Raw genomic sequence first — 19,030 nt, forward strand, 5'->3', positions numbered from 1 at the left:
CCCGATAGCGCGCATACCGTATTCTCTGCAAGGAATAAGAGGTTGCATCAGGGCAGAAAAATGGCGGAAAACCGCGCCATAATGGCACACCGGCGCGAACCGTGAACGTAAGAGGTCAAGGCAGGCCGCCCCGCCCTCCCAGCGAACCTTAAGAATGCTTTAATAGTGGTATGTCTGAACAGGTGATTGACCAGAACCCAACCGAAACCGCCAGCTTTGACCCGTTTGCCGACCACACATACGAGCAGGTTGGTGAACCCACCCTTGGGCAGCCGCATAAGCGCCGCCGCACCAGCCGTGTGGACACGGTCTTGGCGCAGGCCAAAGACGTAGCGTTGGCCGGTATTGAGCAGATCGCCCCCAAAAACACCATTGGCCTGCTGCACCATTTGCGCGGTGAAGAGGACCGTTTGACCACCCACCTGTTTGAGTGCACCCTGCCCGGTTACCGGGGGTGGTTCTGGTTCGCCACATTAGCGCGGGCGCCACGTTCGAAAGTGGCGACCGTATGCGAGGTTGGTCTGCTGCCCGGCGATGACGCACTGCTAGCCCCCGACTGGGTTCCTTGGGCGCAGCGCCTTCAGGAGCTGCCTGATACCGCCGATCTTGACGAGGCGCTCGCTGCGGACCCTGAGGATGTGTACGAGGACGAGGAACCTCAATTCGACGCTGATACTGAGACACCCGAAACCGGCGGCAAGAGCCGTAAGGCGCGCCGTAGCGCCCGAAAAGCACAGAACCGGAAGAACCTGAACCGGCAGCGAGCAGGCGGGCAGAAAGCATCCCAGGGGGATTCCGCTCCGCAGCAGGACGCCCCGCAGAAGAGCGGCGGACGTAAGGGCTCCGGGCGGGGATCGGGCGGGCGCAAGCGCGCAAAAACCTCCGCCGCACGTAACTCTGAGGGCTAGACTGCGTGGCGATACGGGCCCGTCAGGTGTACCTGGCGGGACGTTCGCTTCGGGCGACGCGCCGCGCAATCCGTGGCGAAACACGCTAAAAAGGTACATAATAGTTACTCAGAAGAGCATCATAACTAAGGCTAGGTTTTCCTAGTCGGCAGGGAAAAGGGATACAGGCGGCATGACCGATCTTATTGACACTACCGAAATGTACCTGCGCACCATCCTTGAGCTTGAGGAAGAGGGCATTACCCCCATGCGTGCGCGCATCGCCGAACGTCTGGAGCATTCCGGGCCGACTGTTTCGCAGACTGTTGCCCGTATGGAGAAGCACGGGCTGCTCAGTGTTGAGCCTGACCGCCACTTGGCGCTCACCGATGCTGGCCGTAAGAAAGCGGTCGAGGTGATGCGTAAGCACCGCCTGGCGGAGCGCCTGCTCTCCGATGTGATTGGGCTGGACATTGAGTATGTGCACGATGAAGCGTGCCGCTGGGAACACGTGATGAGCGACCACGTGGAAAAACGCATCCTGGCGATGCTCAATAACCCCAAGTTCTCACCGTACGGAAATGCGATTCCCGGTCTTGAAGAGCTGGGCGTGGAAAGTGAGCACAACGACGAACGGACTGTGCCCATGTCGATTGCGGCCCGTGACTCGGGGCCGGAAGACCGGTTTACTGTCTCCCGGTTCCCAGAGTCGATTCAGACCGATATTGAGCTTCTCAAGCTTTTGGCGGACGCCGGTATCTCATTCGGTGCCAGTGTGTCGGTTCTGGCCGGTAAAGACGACGACGTGATTGTGCGTGCAGATGGGGAGGAGACCTCCCTATCGCTCGATGAGGACGTTGCCAACGCTATTGTGGTGAAGCGTTCGTAGCGCGGTGCCGCCGGATGCGGGGCGGTGCGGCCATAACTGGCCGCACCGCCCCGCATTATTTGTTAAGCTCTTCCCTAAGGGGCAGCGTTCCTTGAGGGTAACCTGAGCCTTTTTAGCCCGAAGCCAAATTTTTTTATATTCATCGGCAGGTGCATCCTTACCGGCCGCCTGTTTCCTATGGGATACGTGGTTTCACCTGGGATTATGCCTGTTTGTTATCGGAAAAATATTTAAGAGATAAAGCACACCTGTGTTTTTCTTAAGAAAATTTATGCACGCATCGGTTTGCCTGTCTCTTAACCCCCTGAATCTATCGAATTCCCTTGTCAGAGAAGGGTCTACAGGGGGTGGCGGGGACCGCTTGAGGGACCGCTGCGGGCCATGATTTGCGTATATAAACCGTAGCTTTTTGAGAAAAAACTCAGATTGGGATGTGACAGCTGGGAGTTTTCTGTGTATTCTCGTATCTGTGTCCAAATCCTAATCGTAAGAGGGCACCACGGAGCGGATCCGCTTAGTCCTGCCGCCGCAACGTGAAACATCTACCCATAATGGCAGGAGCGGGGGAACCAATTTTTGGCTCCCTTATAGGGGGCCTAGGGGCTAAGCTACTTCGGTAGCCGGGTGAATCCATACCCGAGTCCGACAGCTCACCTCGTGAAGCAATGGAGGAAACATACACAATGGCTAAGAAGATCGTTCGTAACGCAGGTATCGTGGCATTCGCTGGTGCAGCTCTGGTGGGTTCCACCGTTCCCGCTAACGCATTCGCACAGGTTCCTGCAGCAGCAGACCTGAGCTACGATTACAACAACTACGAGACTGATTACACCAGCTACCAGACCGGTGCTACCAACTACGTTGCACCCCAGGCTGAGTACCAGACCGAGTACGTTGCACCCACCCCGAGCTTCGGCCAGCAGCAGACCACCAACACCAGCTCCACCACCCCCTCCGCTCCTGTGCAGACCGCAACCGGTGGCCACGAGGGCGTTGTAGCAACCGCTAAGACCGGCATCGGTGGCGGCTACGTTTGGGGCGGCCGCAGCTTTGGTGCATGGGACTGCTCCGGCTTCGTATCCTACGTTTACGCACAGCACGGCGTGAAGCTGACCCCCTACACCTTCGCTATGAAGAACGAACTGCGTGCAACCGCTAACCCCCAGCCCGGCGACATCGTCTTCCAGAACGGCTACAACCACGTGGGCATCTACGTTGGTAACGGCATGATGATCTCCGCTCTGAACCCGAGCCAGGGCACCCAGCTGCACCCGGTTTCCTGGATGTCGGTTGACGGTTACTACACCGCATTCTAATCTCGACTCTAGAGATATTTAGACTCGGAGGAAGGCACCCCCAACGGGGTGCCTTCCCCATGTTAAACCGCGCATCACGCGCTGACCCCGAATACACTGGTCGGGGCTACACGCGGGGCACGGGGCGTACCGAAGGGTAGCGGACGCCCGGTAGAATAATGAACATGCAGTACCAAAGCCCCAAAAGTAGCTCCGATCAGGAATTCACCTACCTGGCCGTCGGCATGGTCGCTGGCGCCATACCAGGCATTATTATCGGCCTGCTGCTGGCTATTCCTCTTGGCAACCCCGCCATGTGGGTCTCTATCACCGGCGGGATTGGCATCGTGATTGGCATGGTCACCGGTAAATTCATCTACCGTAAGAAATACAGTAACCAGCCTCAAAGCCCTTCTGAAGGCCCGCAGCACCCCAACGACAAAAAGCAGTAAGGCGGGCGCGCTCCTATCTATATGGGCCGTGCTAGCACTACGTGAGCGCTTTAGAAGAGGGCTTTTAGGTGTAGCTCTCTAGCTCAGCGGCCATATTCGCCCGAGCCGCCGCATCCCACAGCGAATGCCCCGCCGCAGAGGCAAAAATACGGTCTCTGCCTAAGAACTCCCGTAAAAACCCTGACCTTCCCTGCGCAAACGCCTGCGGCCCGTAGTGGCTGTACTCCGTGCGTACACCCGCAATGTAACGGCCATACCGGGCGGTTTCTGCTGCGAGAATCGCAAGGTCGGCATCCATGAAAAAATCGGCGTCGGCGCGGGTGAGCACACCACCGGTCAGTCCGGCAAGCTCTTCAGGTACCCGGTGGGAGGCGGTGAACTCCACCAGCTGGGCGGCGGCGGTGACCTCCGCAGCGGTCAGAACACCGGTTCTGGTGAGAGGCATAAGATTGGTACGTACCAATTCGGCGCTGGCGGCCTCATCCTGGCCGGGCTGAGCCTCATACACCGCATCATGGAACCACGCCGCAAAGAGCACAGTGCGCGGCACCGGCTTAGGGGAGTACAAAAGGGTAAGAGCGGCGAGCATCTCTGAAAGATGAACACTATTGTGATAGGCCCGATGCGGCTGCTCCCACCGCTCAAGCAGGTCAGCGCCCACAGCGGAAGCACCGGGCGCGAGCGCCTCCCAGGCACGCAGAAGACGCGGACGGATCTTACTGGGCCGTTCTTTGAGCGGAACCCGCAGTCCGCTGCGGATGAGTATGCGAGTTAGTTGGGTGCCGGTTACTTCCTGCGCCCCAGCGTTTACGAGGGCAGTGTAGCGGTGCTGCGGCACGTCGTAGTGGTCGGCGTCGAAGGCGCGCGGGCTGATCTCGTGGGCGGCCGCGAAGTCATGCAGTTCCTTCAGGCTGGTGTCTGAGATAAGGTGCGAGAAGAAAGTGCCGTGTGCCGGCCAGAGGGGCGGGTCAATGAAAATACTCACCTACCTATTGTAGTGAGCGTGACGCGCCGGGGCCCGGGTGGAAAACTGCCGTGATGTTGCCGCTATAATAGAGAACGTTGCCCCCGTAGCTCAGGGGATAGAGCACTTCTCTCCTAAAGAAGGTGTCGGACGTTCGAATCGTCTCGGGGGCACAGTTACAGAACCCGCTTGATGCGGCTTCCTCACGGAGGCGCACCAAGCGGGTTCTGCTGTATGCCTGAGTTTTAGGGGGCGTGTGCTGTGCAAGCTTGGGCCAAAAGTCTACATTTCATAGAATGTAACATTGAAGTTTTATTAAAGACACACCTGAAAATTATGATGTGACACATAACATGTGGGCTAGTCTGAAAGTGACGGTATTGACCGATTCTAAGGAGGCTAAAGATGTCTTCCCATCTTAATCGTCGAGCCGCACTGCTGCTGCTCGGTGGCGGCGCAGGAGCCGCTTTTCTCAGCGCATGCGGCAGCTCGTCCTCAAACGCAGGGGGTGCGGCCTCATCCTCAGCGAGTGCTTCAAATAGTGCATCGTCCCCAGCGCACGGGCCTGAAACCGGTGGTGGTACTGCCAGCAGTTCTGCGGCTGCGGTGAATGAGCCCAGTACGCAGCAGCCGGCGGGACCGAACAGTGCCGCATCCAGCGACACCGCCCAGAACGGCGCAGCATCTAGTAGCGCAGCCCAGAGCGGCGCCGCGGACGCTGCCCCTCTTGAATCCGGAAATACTCCCGGGGAGGGGCATACTGAGCTGTCTGGGGAAGTCTCGCTTGAAGTGGACAGCTCCGGCCCCCGCCAGGAGTATGCAACACGCGAGAAACCGCAGCAGAACACCTACCCGCCGAAGAAGCCCTCCACCATTAATGACCGCACGGAGCGGGGCCTGTATAGCAGCATCTCGTTCGCGGTGACCTCTCTGGATTATGCACTGCAGACCGGTAATGCCCGCTACCTGGAGCAGTCGGCGATCGTTGAATCGGAGCAGCTGTATTTCAAGAAGTCTACTAACCTGATCGATACCCGCGACGGAAAATACTGGACGGCGGCAGGCAGTATTTTGCAGTACACGCTGGTGGGCTCGCACCCTGTGGCATCCAGCGGAGGCGAGTACGTGTGGGCGTACAACCTGGTGCTGCTCAATGGTGACTTCTATGTGAAGGACGGCAAGGTGCACGAGGTAACCAAGGAAACTTACTCCGGTAAGGGTGACTGGGGCAAACGCTACCACACGAACGGTGAAATTCGCGCTAAGTACGTGAACGGGCAGTGGCAGATTAGCGGGCTGCTCTCCAATGATCTGCCTCTCGTGCCACCAGAAAATGGTGGTCAGTAAGCGCCTATCCTCCTCAACCATGGAAGAGGAAAGCTTTAACGGCACCGCTACAGCAGGGCATACTGCCGGTGGCTTAGGTCTGTCAAAGACTTCTCTTCTAGGGCAGGTGCTGAATGCCCGCCATGTGTTGAGGTGCGGTATCCGCCCGGTGTGGTCTCTCATAGCGGAGGCTGCACCGGGCGGTTTCGCCTGAGGGCCTGGGCGGGACAGCAGGTAGAACCTTGAGAACATGAAGGTTACTGCTGAGCTTTAAAGTTAATGGTTTATTGTTAGGCTCAGAGAGGAGAGTAATAATGTCTTCCATTTTTAACCGTCGTGCAGCATTGGGCGTACTAGGCGCAAGCGCTGGTGCCTTTGTACTGGCGGCATGCGATGCCAACCGTTCCGTTTCAAAAGGGTCATCTTCCTCATCAAACGAACCCTCAGAGACTAGCCCGTCCGCATCGTCTGCTACCGCGCAGACCGATATAGATATGAGCGGCGACTATAAGGGAAAGATTAACTTCGAGTCCGTTTTAGAGTATAAGAAGTCGGGCACCTACGAACCTGCCACGGAGGAACATGCGGCGCGAAACGTGCCCCGGCCTAAGAAACCGGAGGATGCCAACGATAAATCTTTGAAAGGTCTCTACCTGAGTGTCGTGTTTGCGGCGGCAGCCACCCAGTACGCCTACAACACTGGGGACTACTCCCTGGCGGAGGAGAGCGCCCTATCAGAGTCGGAACGCGACAACTACAAAGGGCTTGAGAAGGTGCGGCTTAAGAAAATCCGTGAAGGCAACTACTGGCCGGATAATGTCACCATTGAATACGAGATTACCGAGCCGCAACCGTTACTAGAAGACGACCGGTATCTGTGGTCCCGTACTTTCAAGATTACATACGGCAAGTTTGAGGTGGAAGACGGCCGGGTAATCTACCCCAAGAGCGGTAAAGGATCCGTTGTAGCAGAAGAGTTTATTGGTCTGGTATCCGCGCAGTATGTGAACGGGGCGTGGGAGATTAGCTCACACGATAACCGCCGCAAAGAGTAATGTGGCTTCGGCCCAAACGATTACCGGGTGCGGACAGGGGGATTGGTTGTTCCGCGGATGGCGGCTGCCTTCCAGCAGCGTGTCGGACGTAAATTCTACTGCCTTGTACAGGCTGGAAGGAGATGCGGCGCTACTCGGTGGGCGGCCCACCCGCAATAAAAGCAGCAACCGCCCGTTTGAACGCCCGCACACCACGGTATGCCAGGCTCAGAAGCGAGAGCACCAGAAGGGCCCAGCCCAGAGGCAGAAGCACCACAAGTGCACCCGGCTGATGCGCTGGGTCAGCCAATGATGCGTCCACCGCAAAAATTGTGGCCGTAAACACCGCACTGTACACCAGTGGAAGCGCCGTCAATAACACCCGAAGCGGCTTTTTCGCCGTCGCCGCCCACGACAGGCCCGCCACAGACAACCCGAAAAACACTGCAAACGCCAAACCCACTGAACGGTGCGCATACGTGTAAGGCCCCAGGGCGTCACCCGCTGAGGAGGAGGACAGCCCGTGCGCGAACGACCCCAGCGCATCCGTACTCAGGGCCAGTGACAGCTCGGGAACGGGGGCACCCGCCAGCCTGCCGTAGCCGGGAAGCACCCACGCGAAAAGGTACACGCCCATGAGCAGGGAAATAGCGACCGCAACGTGGAGGAAAACACGTGAACCCCGCCCGGTCGCTTGATCGTGGGCAGCGCGTTCCTCCATAAACTGCCGAAGCTCACGGGTTTCGCTATGCTGCGGGTCGGGGGTGCCGCCCCCTGGAGTGTGAGCGGCCTTCGTGTTCGTGCCGTAGCGGCGCCTCTTCTGACCTTGTGATAGACCCATACCTTCCATTATTGCGCAGAGCGGTTGGGTGCGTCAGCGTGGGGCCTTTACCAAAAGAAAGCTGTGGAGTATATATACGGGGCAGGCTTCTTGATCTTCTGCCGCGCGATACTGCTTATTTACTGATACCCCTATATCAGGAGGGTCGTGGTGCAGTGGGTTACAGCTTAGTCAGGTCGATCTTGCCCATGTGCAGGATCTTATCGCGTGTGGTGGCGTTGGCCATGAGTTCGGCGATGTTGTGGGGGACGACCTGCCACGAGACACCCCAGCGGTCGACGCACCAGCCGCAGCGCTCGGCCTCGGGTACGGCGGAGAGCCCCGCCCAGTAGCGGTCGATCTCTTCTTGGTCGCGGCAGGAGACGATGATGGAGACTCCGGGCGTGAAGGTGAAATCGTGGAAGGTCCCAGAGTCCGTGGCTGCCATCCAGGTGCCGCGCAGGGTAAAGTCGGTGAACATGACCGTACCCGCATCCAGCGGTCCGCCTTCCTCGTAACGGTACAGAGCACCGCGGCGGGCGTTATCAAACAGGGCGATCCAAGCGTCTGTGGCTTCCTCGGCATTAGCGTGATTAGTACCGCCGAACATGAAGGATGGGATAACAAAGGGGCGCGGATCGCCGTCCGGGTCGGTGAGCATGAGCTGCCAGGTCATGCCGAAACGGTCACGAACCCAAGCGTAGCGCGGGGAGAAGGGGTACTCACCCAGCTCCATGAGTACGCCGCCGGTGCTGAGCCGCTCATAGAGCTCATCAAGGTAGTCTCGGGCCTGTTCCTCTCCGCCGAATAAGAGCGGATCAAAGTTCAGGATGCAGCTGATCGACGGGTTCGGGGCATATTGGTTACCGCCGTTGATGAGCGAGAGCCTGAAACCGTGGATGCTGACCGTCGTCACAATCCCGGGCGCCTGCTCGGCAATGGATGTATCGCGGAAAACATCGGCGTAGAACTGTGCTGCTTCGTCGGCGGTGCCGTCGCACCACATAGCGGGAGTGATGACCTGATCCATTCGGTCATCGTAACATGGGTGCACCGCGCGGTGGGGTACCGCTAAGAGCGAATTATGCGCGGCAAACGGGCGCGATGGGTGGGAGCGAGAGGGCAAATACGGTAGCATGGAATATCGAACGTGTATTCTAGGCAGCGAGGTAGATCATGAGCGAACCCACCAACTCCGCATCCGGCGTTGATCCTGCCGCAGATACCCTCTTTGCCGATCTCGAAAACACGCAGCCGCCCTACGATCCCGAATATGATGCCCGTATTCCGCCGGAAGATAGTTTCGCACCGGAAGAAGACCCCTTCGCTCACGAATCTTTTATGTCAGAGCTCAACCCTGAAGCGGTGACCTCCCAAACCGTCACCGCCCATGAGGATGCGCTCGGCGAGTTCATGCCGCCCGCCTACCGAGTGGGCGGGTACGGAAGTGAGTACAATCCCGAAGACCCTTACGGGGAGCGCACCTATTCGCTCAGCACTATCGACCCCGCAACCCTGATCGACGGGCTTAACGACCGGCAGCGCGAAGCTGTTTTACACGCCGGTTCACCCCTGTTGATCGTCGCCGGGGCCGGGTCTGGTAAAACCCGCGTGCTGACGCACCGCATCGCCCATCTGCTCGCAACCGGGCGGGCGACTCCAGGGCAGATTCTCGCCATCACCTTCACGAACAAGGCCGCGGCGGAAATGCGTGAGCGCATCCAAGCGCTGATCGGCCCGCGTGCGCAGCACATGTGGATTTCAACTTTCCATAGTTTCTGCGTGCGCGTGCTGCGCCGGGAAGCCAAGGCACTCGGACTCAAATCTACCTTCACGATCTATGATTCGGCGGATTCGCAGCGCCTGCTCACGCTCATTATCAAAGAGCTGAACCTGGACACCAAAAAGTTTGCCCCCAAGGCCGTAGGGCACAGGATTTCTGCCCTCAAAAACGAGCTGGTGAGCGCCGAAGAATACAGTGCGGCGGCCGCGAATAACCCGTGGGAAAAGACTATCGCACAGATTTACACCATCTACACCCAGCGCCTTCGCGCCGCGAACTCCCTCGACTTTGACGACCTCATTGGCAAAACCGTGTTTTTGCTCAAGAAGTTCCCCGAAATCGCAAACTATTATCGCCGTAAGTTCCGGCATATTCTGGTGGACGAATACCAAGATACCAACCACGCCCAGTACGCGCTCGTGCGGGAGTTAGTGGGGGCGCATCCGCAGGGAAACACTCGCGAGCAGGGACCGTACCCGGATGCTCCGCCGCCCGGCGAACTGACCGTCGTGGGCGACTCAGACCAGTCGATTTACGCCTTCCGCGGCGCCGACATTCGCAATATTACGGATTTCGAGAGCGACTACCCCAACGCACACATTATTCTGCTGGAGCAGAACTACCGTTCCACGCAGAACATTCTCTCTGCCGCGAACGCCGTGATTGAACGCAACCCCAACCGCCGCCCCAAGAAGCTGTGGACGGCATCGGGGGAGGGCACCAAAATCGTGGGGTACGTCGCCGAATCCGAACATGCAGAGGCACGCTATATCGCCCAAGAAATAGACCGGCTTGCCGATGAACACGGCATCAAACCCTCGGATGTGGCGATTTTCTACCGCACCAACGCTCAATCCCGGGCCCTCGAAGAACTCCTGATGCGCGCCGGACTGCCGTACCGCGTGGTCGGCGGCACCCGGTTCTACGAGCGCAAAGAAATTAAAGATGCGCTCGCCTACCTGCGCGCCCTCTCAAACCCGGACGACGACGTGAGCGTGCGGCGTATTCTCAACGAACCTAAACGCGGTATCGGTGCGAAATCTGAGACCGTGGTTGCCGATTATGCTTCAGCACAGCGAATTTCTTTCTTCGCCGCCGCCCGTGCCGCTGCCGCCGAGCCGGGGAGCGTGCCGGGTTTGGGCGCTGCCGCCGTGAAAAAGTATGCTCAGTTCGTCAAGCTCATGGACGACCTCGCCCAGATTGCGCGCACCGAATCAGCCGCCACAACCCTAGAAGCGGTGCTCGAACAGTCCGGCTATCTCGCCGCCCTGCGCGAATCTAAGGATATTCAGGACGAATCCCGGGTGGAAAACCTCTCGGAGCTGCTGGATGCGATGGTCGAGTTTGAGGCGGAGAACCCCGGCGCGGACTTAGAACAGTTTTTAGAGCATGTCTCGCTGGTGGCAGATGCCGACTCGATTCCGTCCCGGGGTGCCTCCGCCGACGGTCAGACCCCGTCCGCCGAGCAGATTGCCGCCGAGGCCGCAGAGGCGAAGGCGCAGGGCATGATTACCCTGATGACCCTGCACACCGCTAAAGGCCTGGAGTTCCCGGTTGTTTTCCTGACCGGGCTGGAACACGGGCTGTTTCCGCATCAGCGGGCGCTGACCGACGAGGGTGAGATGAGCGAGGAACGCCGCCTTGCCTATGTGGGGCTCACGCGCGCGATGCAGCGGCTCTACATCACCCGCTCCGAGACCCGCACAATGTGGGGCAAGAGCCAGTTCAACCCGCCCTCACCCTTCCTGGAAGAGATTCCCGAGGAGCTGATCGAGTGGCGCCGCCTGGGCGGTTTTGCCGGGTTTGGTGCCTCCGGGATGGGGGCATACGCCAACGGTGCCAGCGGGTATGGAGGCTACGGGCAGGGCGGCTACCGCGGGGCGAGCGGATACAGCTCCGGCGGTGGGCGCAATGCTGATGGGCACGGTTTTGACGGGGGCAGCGCGGGCGGCTATGGCACGGGATACGAGGACTCTCGCTCCCGGGCGAACCGTGAACCATCAACCGCTGAGGTCAATGGTTCGGCAAGCTACGGGTTGGCGGCCGCAGCCAGCGCATCCGGAGCGGTGCGTAACCGCTCGCGGGTGCATCAAGGCAAGGAAATTCCGCAGCTGAAGGTGGGCGATACGGTGCGGCATAAATCCTTTGGCGAGGGCCGGGTTCTTGCCCTGGAAGGTACTGGCGATAAGACCGTGGCGAAGGTGCGTTTTGCCTCCGAGGAGAAGCGTCTGCTGCTGCGGTACGCACCGGTTGAGAAGGTCTAGCCAAAACCCAACACACCGAAGAGTGATGCCCATTACAAAAATAGCGTGTGTGTTGTCTGATAAGTACACCCTCAACCAAATATCCGATAGAGTAGAACCGAGAGAAATTTAGAGCGTGACAGCGCGCCCTCTCAGGGGCGTAAAACACGTCGAATAGTAACTCACCAGACCAAGCCGCCGCACCCTAAAACGGCGGCACCACTTCGACGAAGAAGGACACCTGTGGACCTTTTCGAATACCAGGCGCGCGATCTCTTCGCAAAGCACGGTGTACCCGTGCTCAAGGGCATTGTTGCGACCACTCCCGAAGAAGCAAAGGCAGCAGCTGAGGAAATCGGCGGCCTGACCGTCATTAAGGCTCAGGTTAAGACCGGCGGCCGCGGTAAGGCCGGCGGCGTGAAGCTCGCTAAAAACCCTGATGAGGCATACGAGCACGCTCAGCAGATTCTTGGTATGGATATCAAGGGTCACACCGTTCACCGCGTGCTGGTTGCACAGGGTGCTGACATTGCTGAAGAATACTATTTCTCGATTCTGCTTGACCGCGCAAACCGCTCGTACCTTGCCATGTGCTCGGTCGAAGGCGGCATGGAAATTGAGCAGCTCGCCGCTGAACGTCCCGAGGCTCTCGCTAAGGTTGAGGTGGACCCGCTGGTGGGTATCGACTCCGCTAAGGCGCAGGAGATCGTTGAGGCCGCCGGGTTCTCCGCTGAACTGCAGCCCAAGGTGGTTGAGGTTCTCGCGAAGCTGGGCGGTGTCTTCAAGAAGGAAGACGCAACCCTCGTTGAGGTTAACCCCCTCGTGCAGACCCCCGAAGGCGATATTCTGGCTCTTGACGGCAAGGTCTCTCTCGACGATAACGCGGAATTCCGCCAGCCCGATCACGTGGCGCTTGTCGATAAATCCGCTGAAAACCCGCTGGAAGCTAAGGCTAAGCAGCACGACCTGAACTATGTGAAGCTCGATGGCGAAGTTGGCGTTGTCGGCAACGGCGCCGGTCTGGTGATGTCCACCCTGGATGTGGTGGCATACGCTGGCGAAAAGCACGGCAATGTGAAGCCCGCCAACTTCCTCGATATCGGTGGCGGCGCATCCGCTGAGGTTATGGCTGCGGGCCTTGAGATTATTCTGGGCGATGAGCAGGTTAAGAGCGTTTTCGTGAACGTCTTCGGCGGTATCACCTCGTGCGATGCCGTGGCTGAGGGCATCGTGAAGGCGCTTGAGATTCTGGGCGATTCCGCAACTAAGCCGCTTGTGGTGCGGCTGGACGGCAACAACGTGGAGGAAGGCCGCCGCATCCTCTCTGAGGCAAACCACCCGCTCGTGGTGCAGGCAACCACCATGGATTCAGGCGCCGATAAGGCAGCAGAGCTCGCTAACAAGGCGTAATCGCCACCGAAGGATTTATAGGAAAAACTATGTCTATCTTTGTGAACAAAGACTCTAAGGTCATCGTTCAGGGCATCACCGGCGGCGAAGGCACCAAGCACACCGCTCGTATGCTCGCAGCCGGCACAAACATTGTGGGCGGCGTGAATGCCCGCAAGGCTGGCACCACCGTTACCCACAAGGCAAAGGACGGCTCCGATGTTGAGCTGAAAGTCTTCGGTACTGTTGCCGAGGCTATTGCCGAAACCGGTGCGGACGTTTCGATTGTTTTCGTGCCGCCCGCCTTCACCAAGGCCGCTGTGCTGGAGGCTATTGAGGCTAAGATCGGTCTGGTCGTCGTCATTACCGAGGGCGTGCCTGTGCAGGATACCGCTGAGTTCTGGGCTGCCGCGAAAGCCTCGGTGGACGAGAACGGCAAACAGATTACCCGCATTATCGGGCCGAACTGCCCCGGTATTATCACCCCTGAGGAGTGCCTGGTCGGTATTACTCCGGCGAATATTACCGGTAAGGGCAAGATCGGTCTTGTCTCCAAGTCGGGTACCCTCACCTACCAGATGATGTTCGAGCTCGCCGACATTGGGTTCACCACCGCTATCGGTATTGGCGGCGACCCGATTATCGGCACCACCCATATTGATGCTCTGGAGGCTTTCGAGGCTGACCCGGAGACCGAGGGTATCGTGATGATTGGTGAGATTGGTGGCGACGCGGAGGAGCGTGCCGCTGAGTACATCAAGGCGAACGTCACCAAGCCCGTGGTCGGTTACGTGGCTGGCTTTACCGCTCCTGAGGGCAAGACTATGGGCCACGCGGGTGCGATCGTTTCGGGTTCTTCGGGTACCGCTCAGGCGAAGAAAGAAGCTCTGGAGGCTGCTGGCGTGAAGGTCGGCAAGACCCCTTCCGAGGCCGCTAATCTGATGCGCGAAATCTTCGCGAACAAGTAGCATTCCGCCCGGGTAGGGCAGCTAATAAGACCCCCGGCGGTGCGAGCCATTACGCTCGCGCCGCCGGGGGTCTCGTATATAATCAAAGTACTAACTCGCTCCTGTCAACGGCCCTCCACTATCGGGAGAGCGTCAATGGCAGGAGTTTTTCGATTGGGCTTGCGAGGGAGCATAAAACAAAGAACCAGTCTCTCCATTATGATTACTCTTTGCGCAATGCTGTATAGCCGATGACCTGATATGCAAGTAGCTAAAGCTGAAAGACTGCTTGGATGCGCCAGTTCCGGATGCCACGTCATATGCGTGGCATTTCGTGTATTGCAAAGGGGCAAAGCCGCTGGCGTAGAGAAAGTATGGAACGGAATAGACCTACCCCAGTGTGGTGCCGAAGGCTAGGCCCAGCAGGTAGGTGATGCCCGCCGCGCCCAGTCCGATGAGGATTTGGCGCAGCCCGCGGCGCATCGGGGAAGACCCCGAGAGCAGGCCCACAATACCGCCGGTGAAACCCAGCGCCATGGTGACGAACAGGAGCGAAAGCAGCATCGCCCAGAGGCCGGAAAGCCCGAAAATATAGGGCAGAATCGGCACGAGCGCCCCGGATGCGAAGAAGCTAAACGATGCCGCCGCCGCACCAATATCCGTACCCAGTGCTACATTCTCTTCCTCGCCGTCCTCATTCGCACGGTGTGACAGCGACGGGTCGCAGTCGCAGTCGAGGTACCCGAAACGTTCCAGCGCGCGGTGATGCGCCGCCTCCTCATCCATGCCGCGCGCCCGGTAGATGAGCTCAAGCTCGTTCGCGTCAATATCAAGGTCGCCCGCCACGCGCAGGGTCACCTGGGTCGGCTGGGATGCATCCAAAAGTTCGCGCTGGGAACGTACCGAAACGAACTCGCCCGCCGCCATGGAAAGCGCGCCCGCGAGCAGCCCGGCAATCCCCGAAAGCAGCACCATAGAGCTGGATGCGCCCGAGGCCGTGATGCCGATCGTTAGCGCCAGATTCGAGACCAGCCCGTCGTTCGCGCCGAACACCGCCGCGCGGAAGTTGCCGGAGAGTTTTTCGCGCCCGCTGGTGGCTAGGGCACGGATAATTTCTTCGTGAATAGCCTCGTCAGCCGCCATTTCTTCGGTGGCGTCCGGGTCTTCGGCGTAGGGGGAGCGGGATTCGGCCATTTGCGCCATTGCCAGAATAAAGACCGACCCGAAATGCTTCGCCATGAACTGTAAAAATGCGGATGAGAGCGACGGGCGGACGGGTTTGCCAACGTGTTCACCGAGCATGTCACGCCAGTGCTGTTGGTGGCGTTTCTCAGCCTCGGCAACCTGCATCAGAATCTCGCGGTCTTTACCTTCGGCGCGCTGGGCCAGGTAGCGGTAGATGCGGGCCTCCGACTCTTCATCAGCCAGGTAGCGCCGCCACCGCCGGATTTGTGCCTCACTTGGCTGGGTGACGGGGTGGTGCCGTGCCGGTACATGGTCAAGCGCTCCTGTGCGTGCCGCCGTTGGGGAAGGGGCTGAGTGTTCGGGGTTGCGGCGCGTGGGGACATCCGGTGCGGTGAACGCCTGCGTGGTGATGGGCTCTCGCCGGTTTCTGCCGGGTGTTGCCTGGGCGGGGGAGTGGTTGTTGCTGCTGGGTGCTTCGGGTGTGTGTTTGCGGGGCTCGGGTGACATGGGGCGTCTTCCTCAGGGTGGCTGGTGCGTGCAAAACACTAGAATAGACGGGCGCTGGGCGAAAATCTAGGTAAACCCGACCGGGTGCTGATGTTCGCCGGGCCGAAAAAATGCGGGCAGCCGCCACCGTGCTGATAGGGCTTACTCGCCTAAGTGTCGCACCCACCTGTGCCCGCACTTCTGCCGGAATATGCGGCGCATATGGTTATGCCGTGGCTGGGGTGGTTCCCAGGCCACAGACGTGAGGGGGGCAGCAAAAAGGGTGGGTGCTTTCCCCAGCTAGGGGAGGGCACCCACCCGGTGGGCCTATAGGGCTCAGAAAGGCTGCCTGTTAGGAGATTTCGCCTGCGCTGTTCTCTAGGAATGCGCGAATGAACCACTGGAACTTCTCGAGTTCGGCGGTCTGGCCGATCAGCAGGTCTTCGGTGATGGGGTCAACCTTGCCCGCAAATTCGATAGCCTTGCGATGGTCTTCGATCACGCGGGTGTAGACCTCGTTCAGGGCGTGCAGGTGGTCGGTGACGCGAGCGCGGCCTACGGGGTAGTCGTCGTGGCTGCGCGCTGCGACTAGGGCACCTGCGAGGCCGTTGGGGGTTGCACCCAGGGTCGCCATACGCTCTGCGATGTCGTCCACAAAGTTACGCACAGTATCAACCTGCGGGTCGATCATTTCGTGCACGGCGATGAAGCCGGGGCCGGTCACGTTCCAGTGTGCGTGCTTCAGGGACAGGTGCAGCTCGTTCAGATCGTGCAGGCGGCTCTGCAGAACTTCCGAGATTTCTTTGCCCTCGTCAAGGGTAAGACCGGGTGCGGTGTATTTTGCGAATGCCATAGTGACGACTCCTTAATGCTGTGTAGATGCCCGCCCGGTGGTTATTGTGAGAAAACCCGGCCGGTACGTTGATATTAGTAAATCATTTTTAGACCGGCCCGTCAAGATTAGTCTTATTTATTCATAATAAGCACTGCTTGATATGACGCCTTGAAAATCCTAAGAGTTTGAGAAAGCTAGGCTAACCTCAAGACTAGCGCCCGAGCGCCTTAAACACGCTCAGCTCCAGCTCCTCATGCCGAAGACGCACATCCCCTAAACCGGCAGGAACCTCAAGCTCACCGGGGACTACAATCACCTTCATACCCGCATCCGTAGCGCTACGCACCCCGGAAGGGGAATCCTCAATCGCCACGCACTGGCTGGGATCCACACCCAAGCGCTGCGCCGCTAAAAGATACGGCTGCGGGTTTGGCTTCGGATGCGTGGTCTCATCATTACCAATAACAACCGAGAATGTTCCCTCAGGGGCGGCATCAGCCGTGCGCTGAGCCACCGCAGTCGTAGCATTTGTAACAATTGCCGCCGGAATCTGGGCATCACGCACTTGGGTCAGGAAACGCTCAATACCGGGCAGAAACTCCACCTGCTGATGCGCCAGCGCCTCACGAACCTTAGCGACTAGGCGCTCATTAATCTGCTCATCCGGCAGATCAACCCCGCGTTCGCGCAGGCGGTCAAGCGTGAACTTCATGGAATAACCCAGGCAATCCAGGGTGTCCTGCGCGGTCCATACACCACCAAACTCCGCCGCCAGCTCAACCTTCGCGGCCGCCCACACTGGCTCAGTATCAACCAGCGTGCCATCATGATCAAAAAGAATCGCCTGAGGAAAATCCGCCTGAATATTACTGTTCATGCCATTAAGCCTACCGGGCATTTCTAGGCCGCCCGTATGACAACATCCTCAATCGTCACCAGAAAATCGGTACCCGCATTCAGCGGGTCTCCCGCAATATCGAGCAGAGCATCGGCAACGTCCTCACGGGCAATCGTTGGGATACCCGGAACATGCGCAACACTCGTCACATCAACCACCTTCGCCCCGCCCTTACCAGGCTCATCTGTGAGCCTGCCTGGCAACGCCCGCGAAATATACGGCTGATACTTAGCAACCATAGCGTCGGCCTTCGCGCGGTCCCTAAAAATACTGCGCATAATGGTCTTGCACGCCACACGCATTAAAAAAGATGCGCTCCGCACCGTGTCACCCACCCCGTAGGCGCTCATAAGAACACAGTGCGGTACACCCGCACCCACCACCGCCTCCATAATGAGCGGCAGGCGCTTCTGCATGAACTTGGTCGATAGAAACTCCCGTACCGTAGCTTTCTGCCCCAGGATACTAACCATCACATCCTGCCCGGAAGAAATCGTGGCAAGCTGCTCGGAATCGTTCAGGGCACCGGGAACAATAATGAGGTTCTGGTGCGCCCCCAAAAGCGCCACCGCCTTATCGGGGTTACGCACATAGGCGGTGACCGTGTGCCCCTCCTCTAACGCTTTGCGGGTGAAAAGGCTTCCGGTGCGACCGCTCGCTCCTAAAACCAGTATTTTCATGTAGGCTCCCATTATTTATCGGTGTGGTTGGTATGGGTTTAACGTGGTTGGTGTGGGCACCCGCAAGCACCCAATGTGCTCAGTATAACAATAAAGTTTTTGGCTAAAGTTTAGGTTTATGTGGGTTTTACTGCGGAAAAACCACTGACATGGTGAGTGCTGCCCCAACCCGGGGCGCAAACCGTTTAGGATGGCACAGTGAACGAAAAATCAGAGCGCTCCGGATCGCACCCGCACGTAAACTCATTGGCTGCACGCACACCTGCCGTCATACAGGTCGCAGCCCTCTACGCCGCCTACCCCATGGCGCTTGTCTCTGCCGCCTGGATTACCGTAGGCCGTGCCCTCTTCGGGGCAGCCGGTGACCTCGTGCCTATTTTTGCTATCTCATTCGGCCCGGCGCTCGCACTCATACTGTGCCTGGCGGCCCGCTGGGCCTTTACGGATGCGCGCCGCGCTGTCGCGGCCGCAGAACTCACCCGCCCCGCCTGCCGCTGGGGTGTGGCGATTGCGCAGTCTACCTGCTGGGTGCTGGCGTTTTTATTCGGCATGTTTATCCCGGACTACCGCGCCGGGGTGCCGGTGTCAGGAATGGGTGCGCTTGTGGGCGGCGAGTACGTGGGATATGCGGCAGGGTTCGGTAACACCTTCGGTATTCTGACGTTCGCGGCCGCTATTACTGCCGCCGCGTTGGCGTACAGTGCGAACCGGCGTGGGGCGCGCCTGCAGCAGGGTGTTACCGACGAGGTTTTGGAGGAGCAGGCGCGACAGCAAAGCCCGTATGACTTCTTGGACTGAGGCCTAGTCTGGCCCTCTCATCCCGCGCCCTAAAAAGGCTCTTGATGCGAATAAAGCGTATTTTTCACCGCTTTATTCGCATCAAGAGCCTTTTTTAGCACTGAATTTTGGTCCCGAAA

17 protein-coding genes, 1 tRNA gene and 1 riboswitch are annotated in these 19,030 nt (G+C 58.8%); of the genes, 11 read left to right on the forward strand and 7 right to left on the reverse strand.

Features of this window, described 5'->3' with window-relative positions; translation table 11 throughout:
- The first annotated feature begins 170 nt into the window (after positions 1-170).
- The 4 genes from I6I94_RS07685 to I6I94_RS07700 all read left to right on the forward strand — a co-directional run bounded on the left by I6I94_RS07685 (position 171) and on the right by I6I94_RS07700 (position 3,523).
- The gene (locus tag I6I94_RS07685) at positions 171-908 is read left to right on the forward strand and encodes a DUF3027 domain-containing protein (RefSeq protein ID WP_201620577.1); all 738 of its coding nucleotides are present in this window, start codon (positions 171-173) and stop codon (positions 906-908) included.
- A gap of 172 nt (positions 909-1,080) precedes the next feature.
- Positions 1,081-1,776 (forward strand): metal-dependent transcriptional regulator, encoded by a 696-nt coding sequence (locus I6I94_RS07690; protein ID WP_128087103.1) that lies wholly within the window; start codon positions 1,081-1,083, stop codon positions 1,774-1,776.
- A 529-nt stretch (positions 1,777-2,305) separates the two neighbouring features.
- Positions 2,306-2,454, forward strand: a riboswitch (cyclic di-AMP (ydaO/yuaA leader).
- Between the two features lie 5 nt (positions 2,455-2,459).
- Positions 2,460-3,092: a C40 family peptidase gene (locus tag I6I94_RS07695; protein WP_006887606.1), complete on the forward strand. Its 633-nt coding sequence runs from the start codon at positions 2,460-2,462 to the stop codon at positions 3,090-3,092.
- A gap of 158 nt (positions 3,093-3,250) precedes the next feature.
- Positions 3,251-3,523, forward strand: coding sequence for a hypothetical protein (locus I6I94_RS07700; RefSeq protein ID WP_023134570.1), 273 nt, complete (start codon positions 3,251-3,253; stop codon positions 3,521-3,523).
- 64 nt (positions 3,524-3,587) lie between these two features.
- On the opposite strand, the gene I6I94_RS07705 is transcribed toward I6I94_RS07700, so the two are convergent.
- Positions 3,588-4,508: a DUF4031 domain-containing protein gene (locus I6I94_RS07705; protein ID WP_128087102.1), complete on the reverse strand. Its 921-nt coding sequence runs from the start codon at positions 4,506-4,508 to the stop codon at positions 3,588-3,590.
- Positions 4,509-4,587: 79 nt separating this feature from the next.
- On the opposite strand from I6I94_RS07705, the gene I6I94_RS07710 reads away from it, so the two are divergent.
- The 3 genes from I6I94_RS07710 to I6I94_RS07720 all read left to right on the forward strand — a co-directional run bounded on the left by I6I94_RS07710 (position 4,588) and on the right by I6I94_RS07720 (position 6,868).
- Positions 4,588-4,660: transfer RNA gene (locus tag I6I94_RS07710), tRNA-Arg, on the forward strand.
- Between the two features lie 232 nt (positions 4,661-4,892).
- Positions 4,893-5,834 (forward strand): DUF6318 family protein, encoded by a 942-nt coding sequence (locus I6I94_RS07715; RefSeq protein WP_006887644.1) that lies wholly within the window; start codon positions 4,893-4,895, stop codon positions 5,832-5,834.
- Between the two features lie 293 nt (positions 5,835-6,127).
- Positions 6,128-6,868 (forward strand): DUF6318 family protein, encoded by a 741-nt coding sequence (locus I6I94_RS07720; protein ID WP_006887631.1) that lies wholly within the window; start codon positions 6,128-6,130, stop codon positions 6,866-6,868.
- A 130-nt stretch (positions 6,869-6,998) separates the two neighbouring features.
- On the opposite strand, the gene I6I94_RS07725 is transcribed toward I6I94_RS07720, so the two are convergent.
- A complete protein-coding gene (locus tag I6I94_RS07725) occupies positions 6,999-7,688 on the reverse strand; it encodes a TANK-binding kinase 1-binding protein (TBK1-binding protein 1) (RefSeq protein WP_232617529.1) in 690 nt (229 codons plus the stop codon).
- Between the two features lie 160 nt (positions 7,689-7,848).
- Entirely contained in the window at positions 7,849-8,697 is an 849-nt protein-coding gene (locus tag I6I94_RS07730) for a VOC family protein (protein ID WP_128087100.1), read from the reverse strand.
- A 146-nt stretch (positions 8,698-8,843) separates the two neighbouring features.
- On the opposite strand from I6I94_RS07730, the gene I6I94_RS07735 reads away from it, so the two are divergent.
- From I6I94_RS07735 to sucD, 3 genes are all read left to right on the forward strand, one after another.
- Entirely contained in the window at positions 8,844-11,714 is a 2,871-nt protein-coding gene (locus I6I94_RS07735) for an ATP-dependent helicase (protein WP_128087099.1), read from the forward strand.
- A gap of 222 nt (positions 11,715-11,936) precedes the next feature.
- The gene (gene sucC, locus I6I94_RS07740; protein WP_128087098.1) at positions 11,937-13,103 is read left to right on the forward strand and encodes an ADP-forming succinate--CoA ligase subunit beta; all 1,167 of its coding nucleotides are present in this window, start codon (positions 11,937-11,939) and stop codon (positions 13,101-13,103) included.
- A gap of 29 nt (positions 13,104-13,132) precedes the next feature.
- The gene (gene sucD, locus I6I94_RS07745) at positions 13,133-14,050 is read left to right on the forward strand and encodes a succinate--CoA ligase subunit alpha (RefSeq protein WP_004005553.1); all 918 of its coding nucleotides are present in this window, start codon (positions 13,133-13,135) and stop codon (positions 14,048-14,050) included.
- A gap of 369 nt (positions 14,051-14,419) precedes the next feature.
- On the opposite strand, the gene I6I94_RS07750 is transcribed toward sucD, so the two are convergent.
- The 4 genes from I6I94_RS07750 to I6I94_RS07765 all read right to left on the reverse strand — a co-directional run bounded on the left by I6I94_RS07750 (position 14,420) and on the right by I6I94_RS07765 (position 18,113).
- The gene (locus tag I6I94_RS07750) at positions 14,420-15,721 is read right to left on the reverse strand and encodes a VIT1/CCC1 transporter family protein (protein WP_128087097.1); all 1,302 of its coding nucleotides are present in this window, start codon (positions 15,719-15,721) and stop codon (positions 14,420-14,422) included.
- Positions 15,722-16,052: 331 nt separating this feature from the next.
- Complete coding sequence (locus I6I94_RS07755) at positions 16,053-16,553, reverse strand: Dps family protein (protein WP_128087096.1); 501 nt, start codon at positions 16,551-16,553, stop codon at positions 16,053-16,055.
- Between the two features lie 193 nt (positions 16,554-16,746).
- On the reverse strand, positions 16,747-17,412 hold the full coding sequence (locus tag I6I94_RS07760; protein WP_128087095.1) for an HAD family hydrolase: 666 nt from the start codon (positions 17,410-17,412) through the stop codon (positions 16,747-16,749).
- 23 nt (positions 17,413-17,435) lie between these two features.
- Positions 17,436-18,113, reverse strand: coding sequence for an NAD(P)-dependent oxidoreductase (locus I6I94_RS07765; RefSeq protein ID WP_006887612.1), 678 nt, complete (start codon positions 18,111-18,113; stop codon positions 17,436-17,438).
- 198 nt (positions 18,114-18,311) lie between these two features.
- On the opposite strand from I6I94_RS07765, the gene I6I94_RS07770 reads away from it, so the two are divergent.
- Positions 18,312-18,911, forward strand: a complete 600-nt coding sequence (locus I6I94_RS07770; RefSeq protein ID WP_128087094.1) for a hypothetical protein — start codon at positions 18,312-18,314, stop codon at positions 18,909-18,911.
- The last annotated feature ends 119 nt before the right edge of the window (positions 18,912-19,030 follow it).

This window comes from Rothia aeria (genome assembly GCF_016726365.1).
GTDB classification, from domain to species: Bacteria; Actinomycetota; Actinomycetes; order Actinomycetales; family Micrococcaceae; genus Rothia; species Rothia aeria.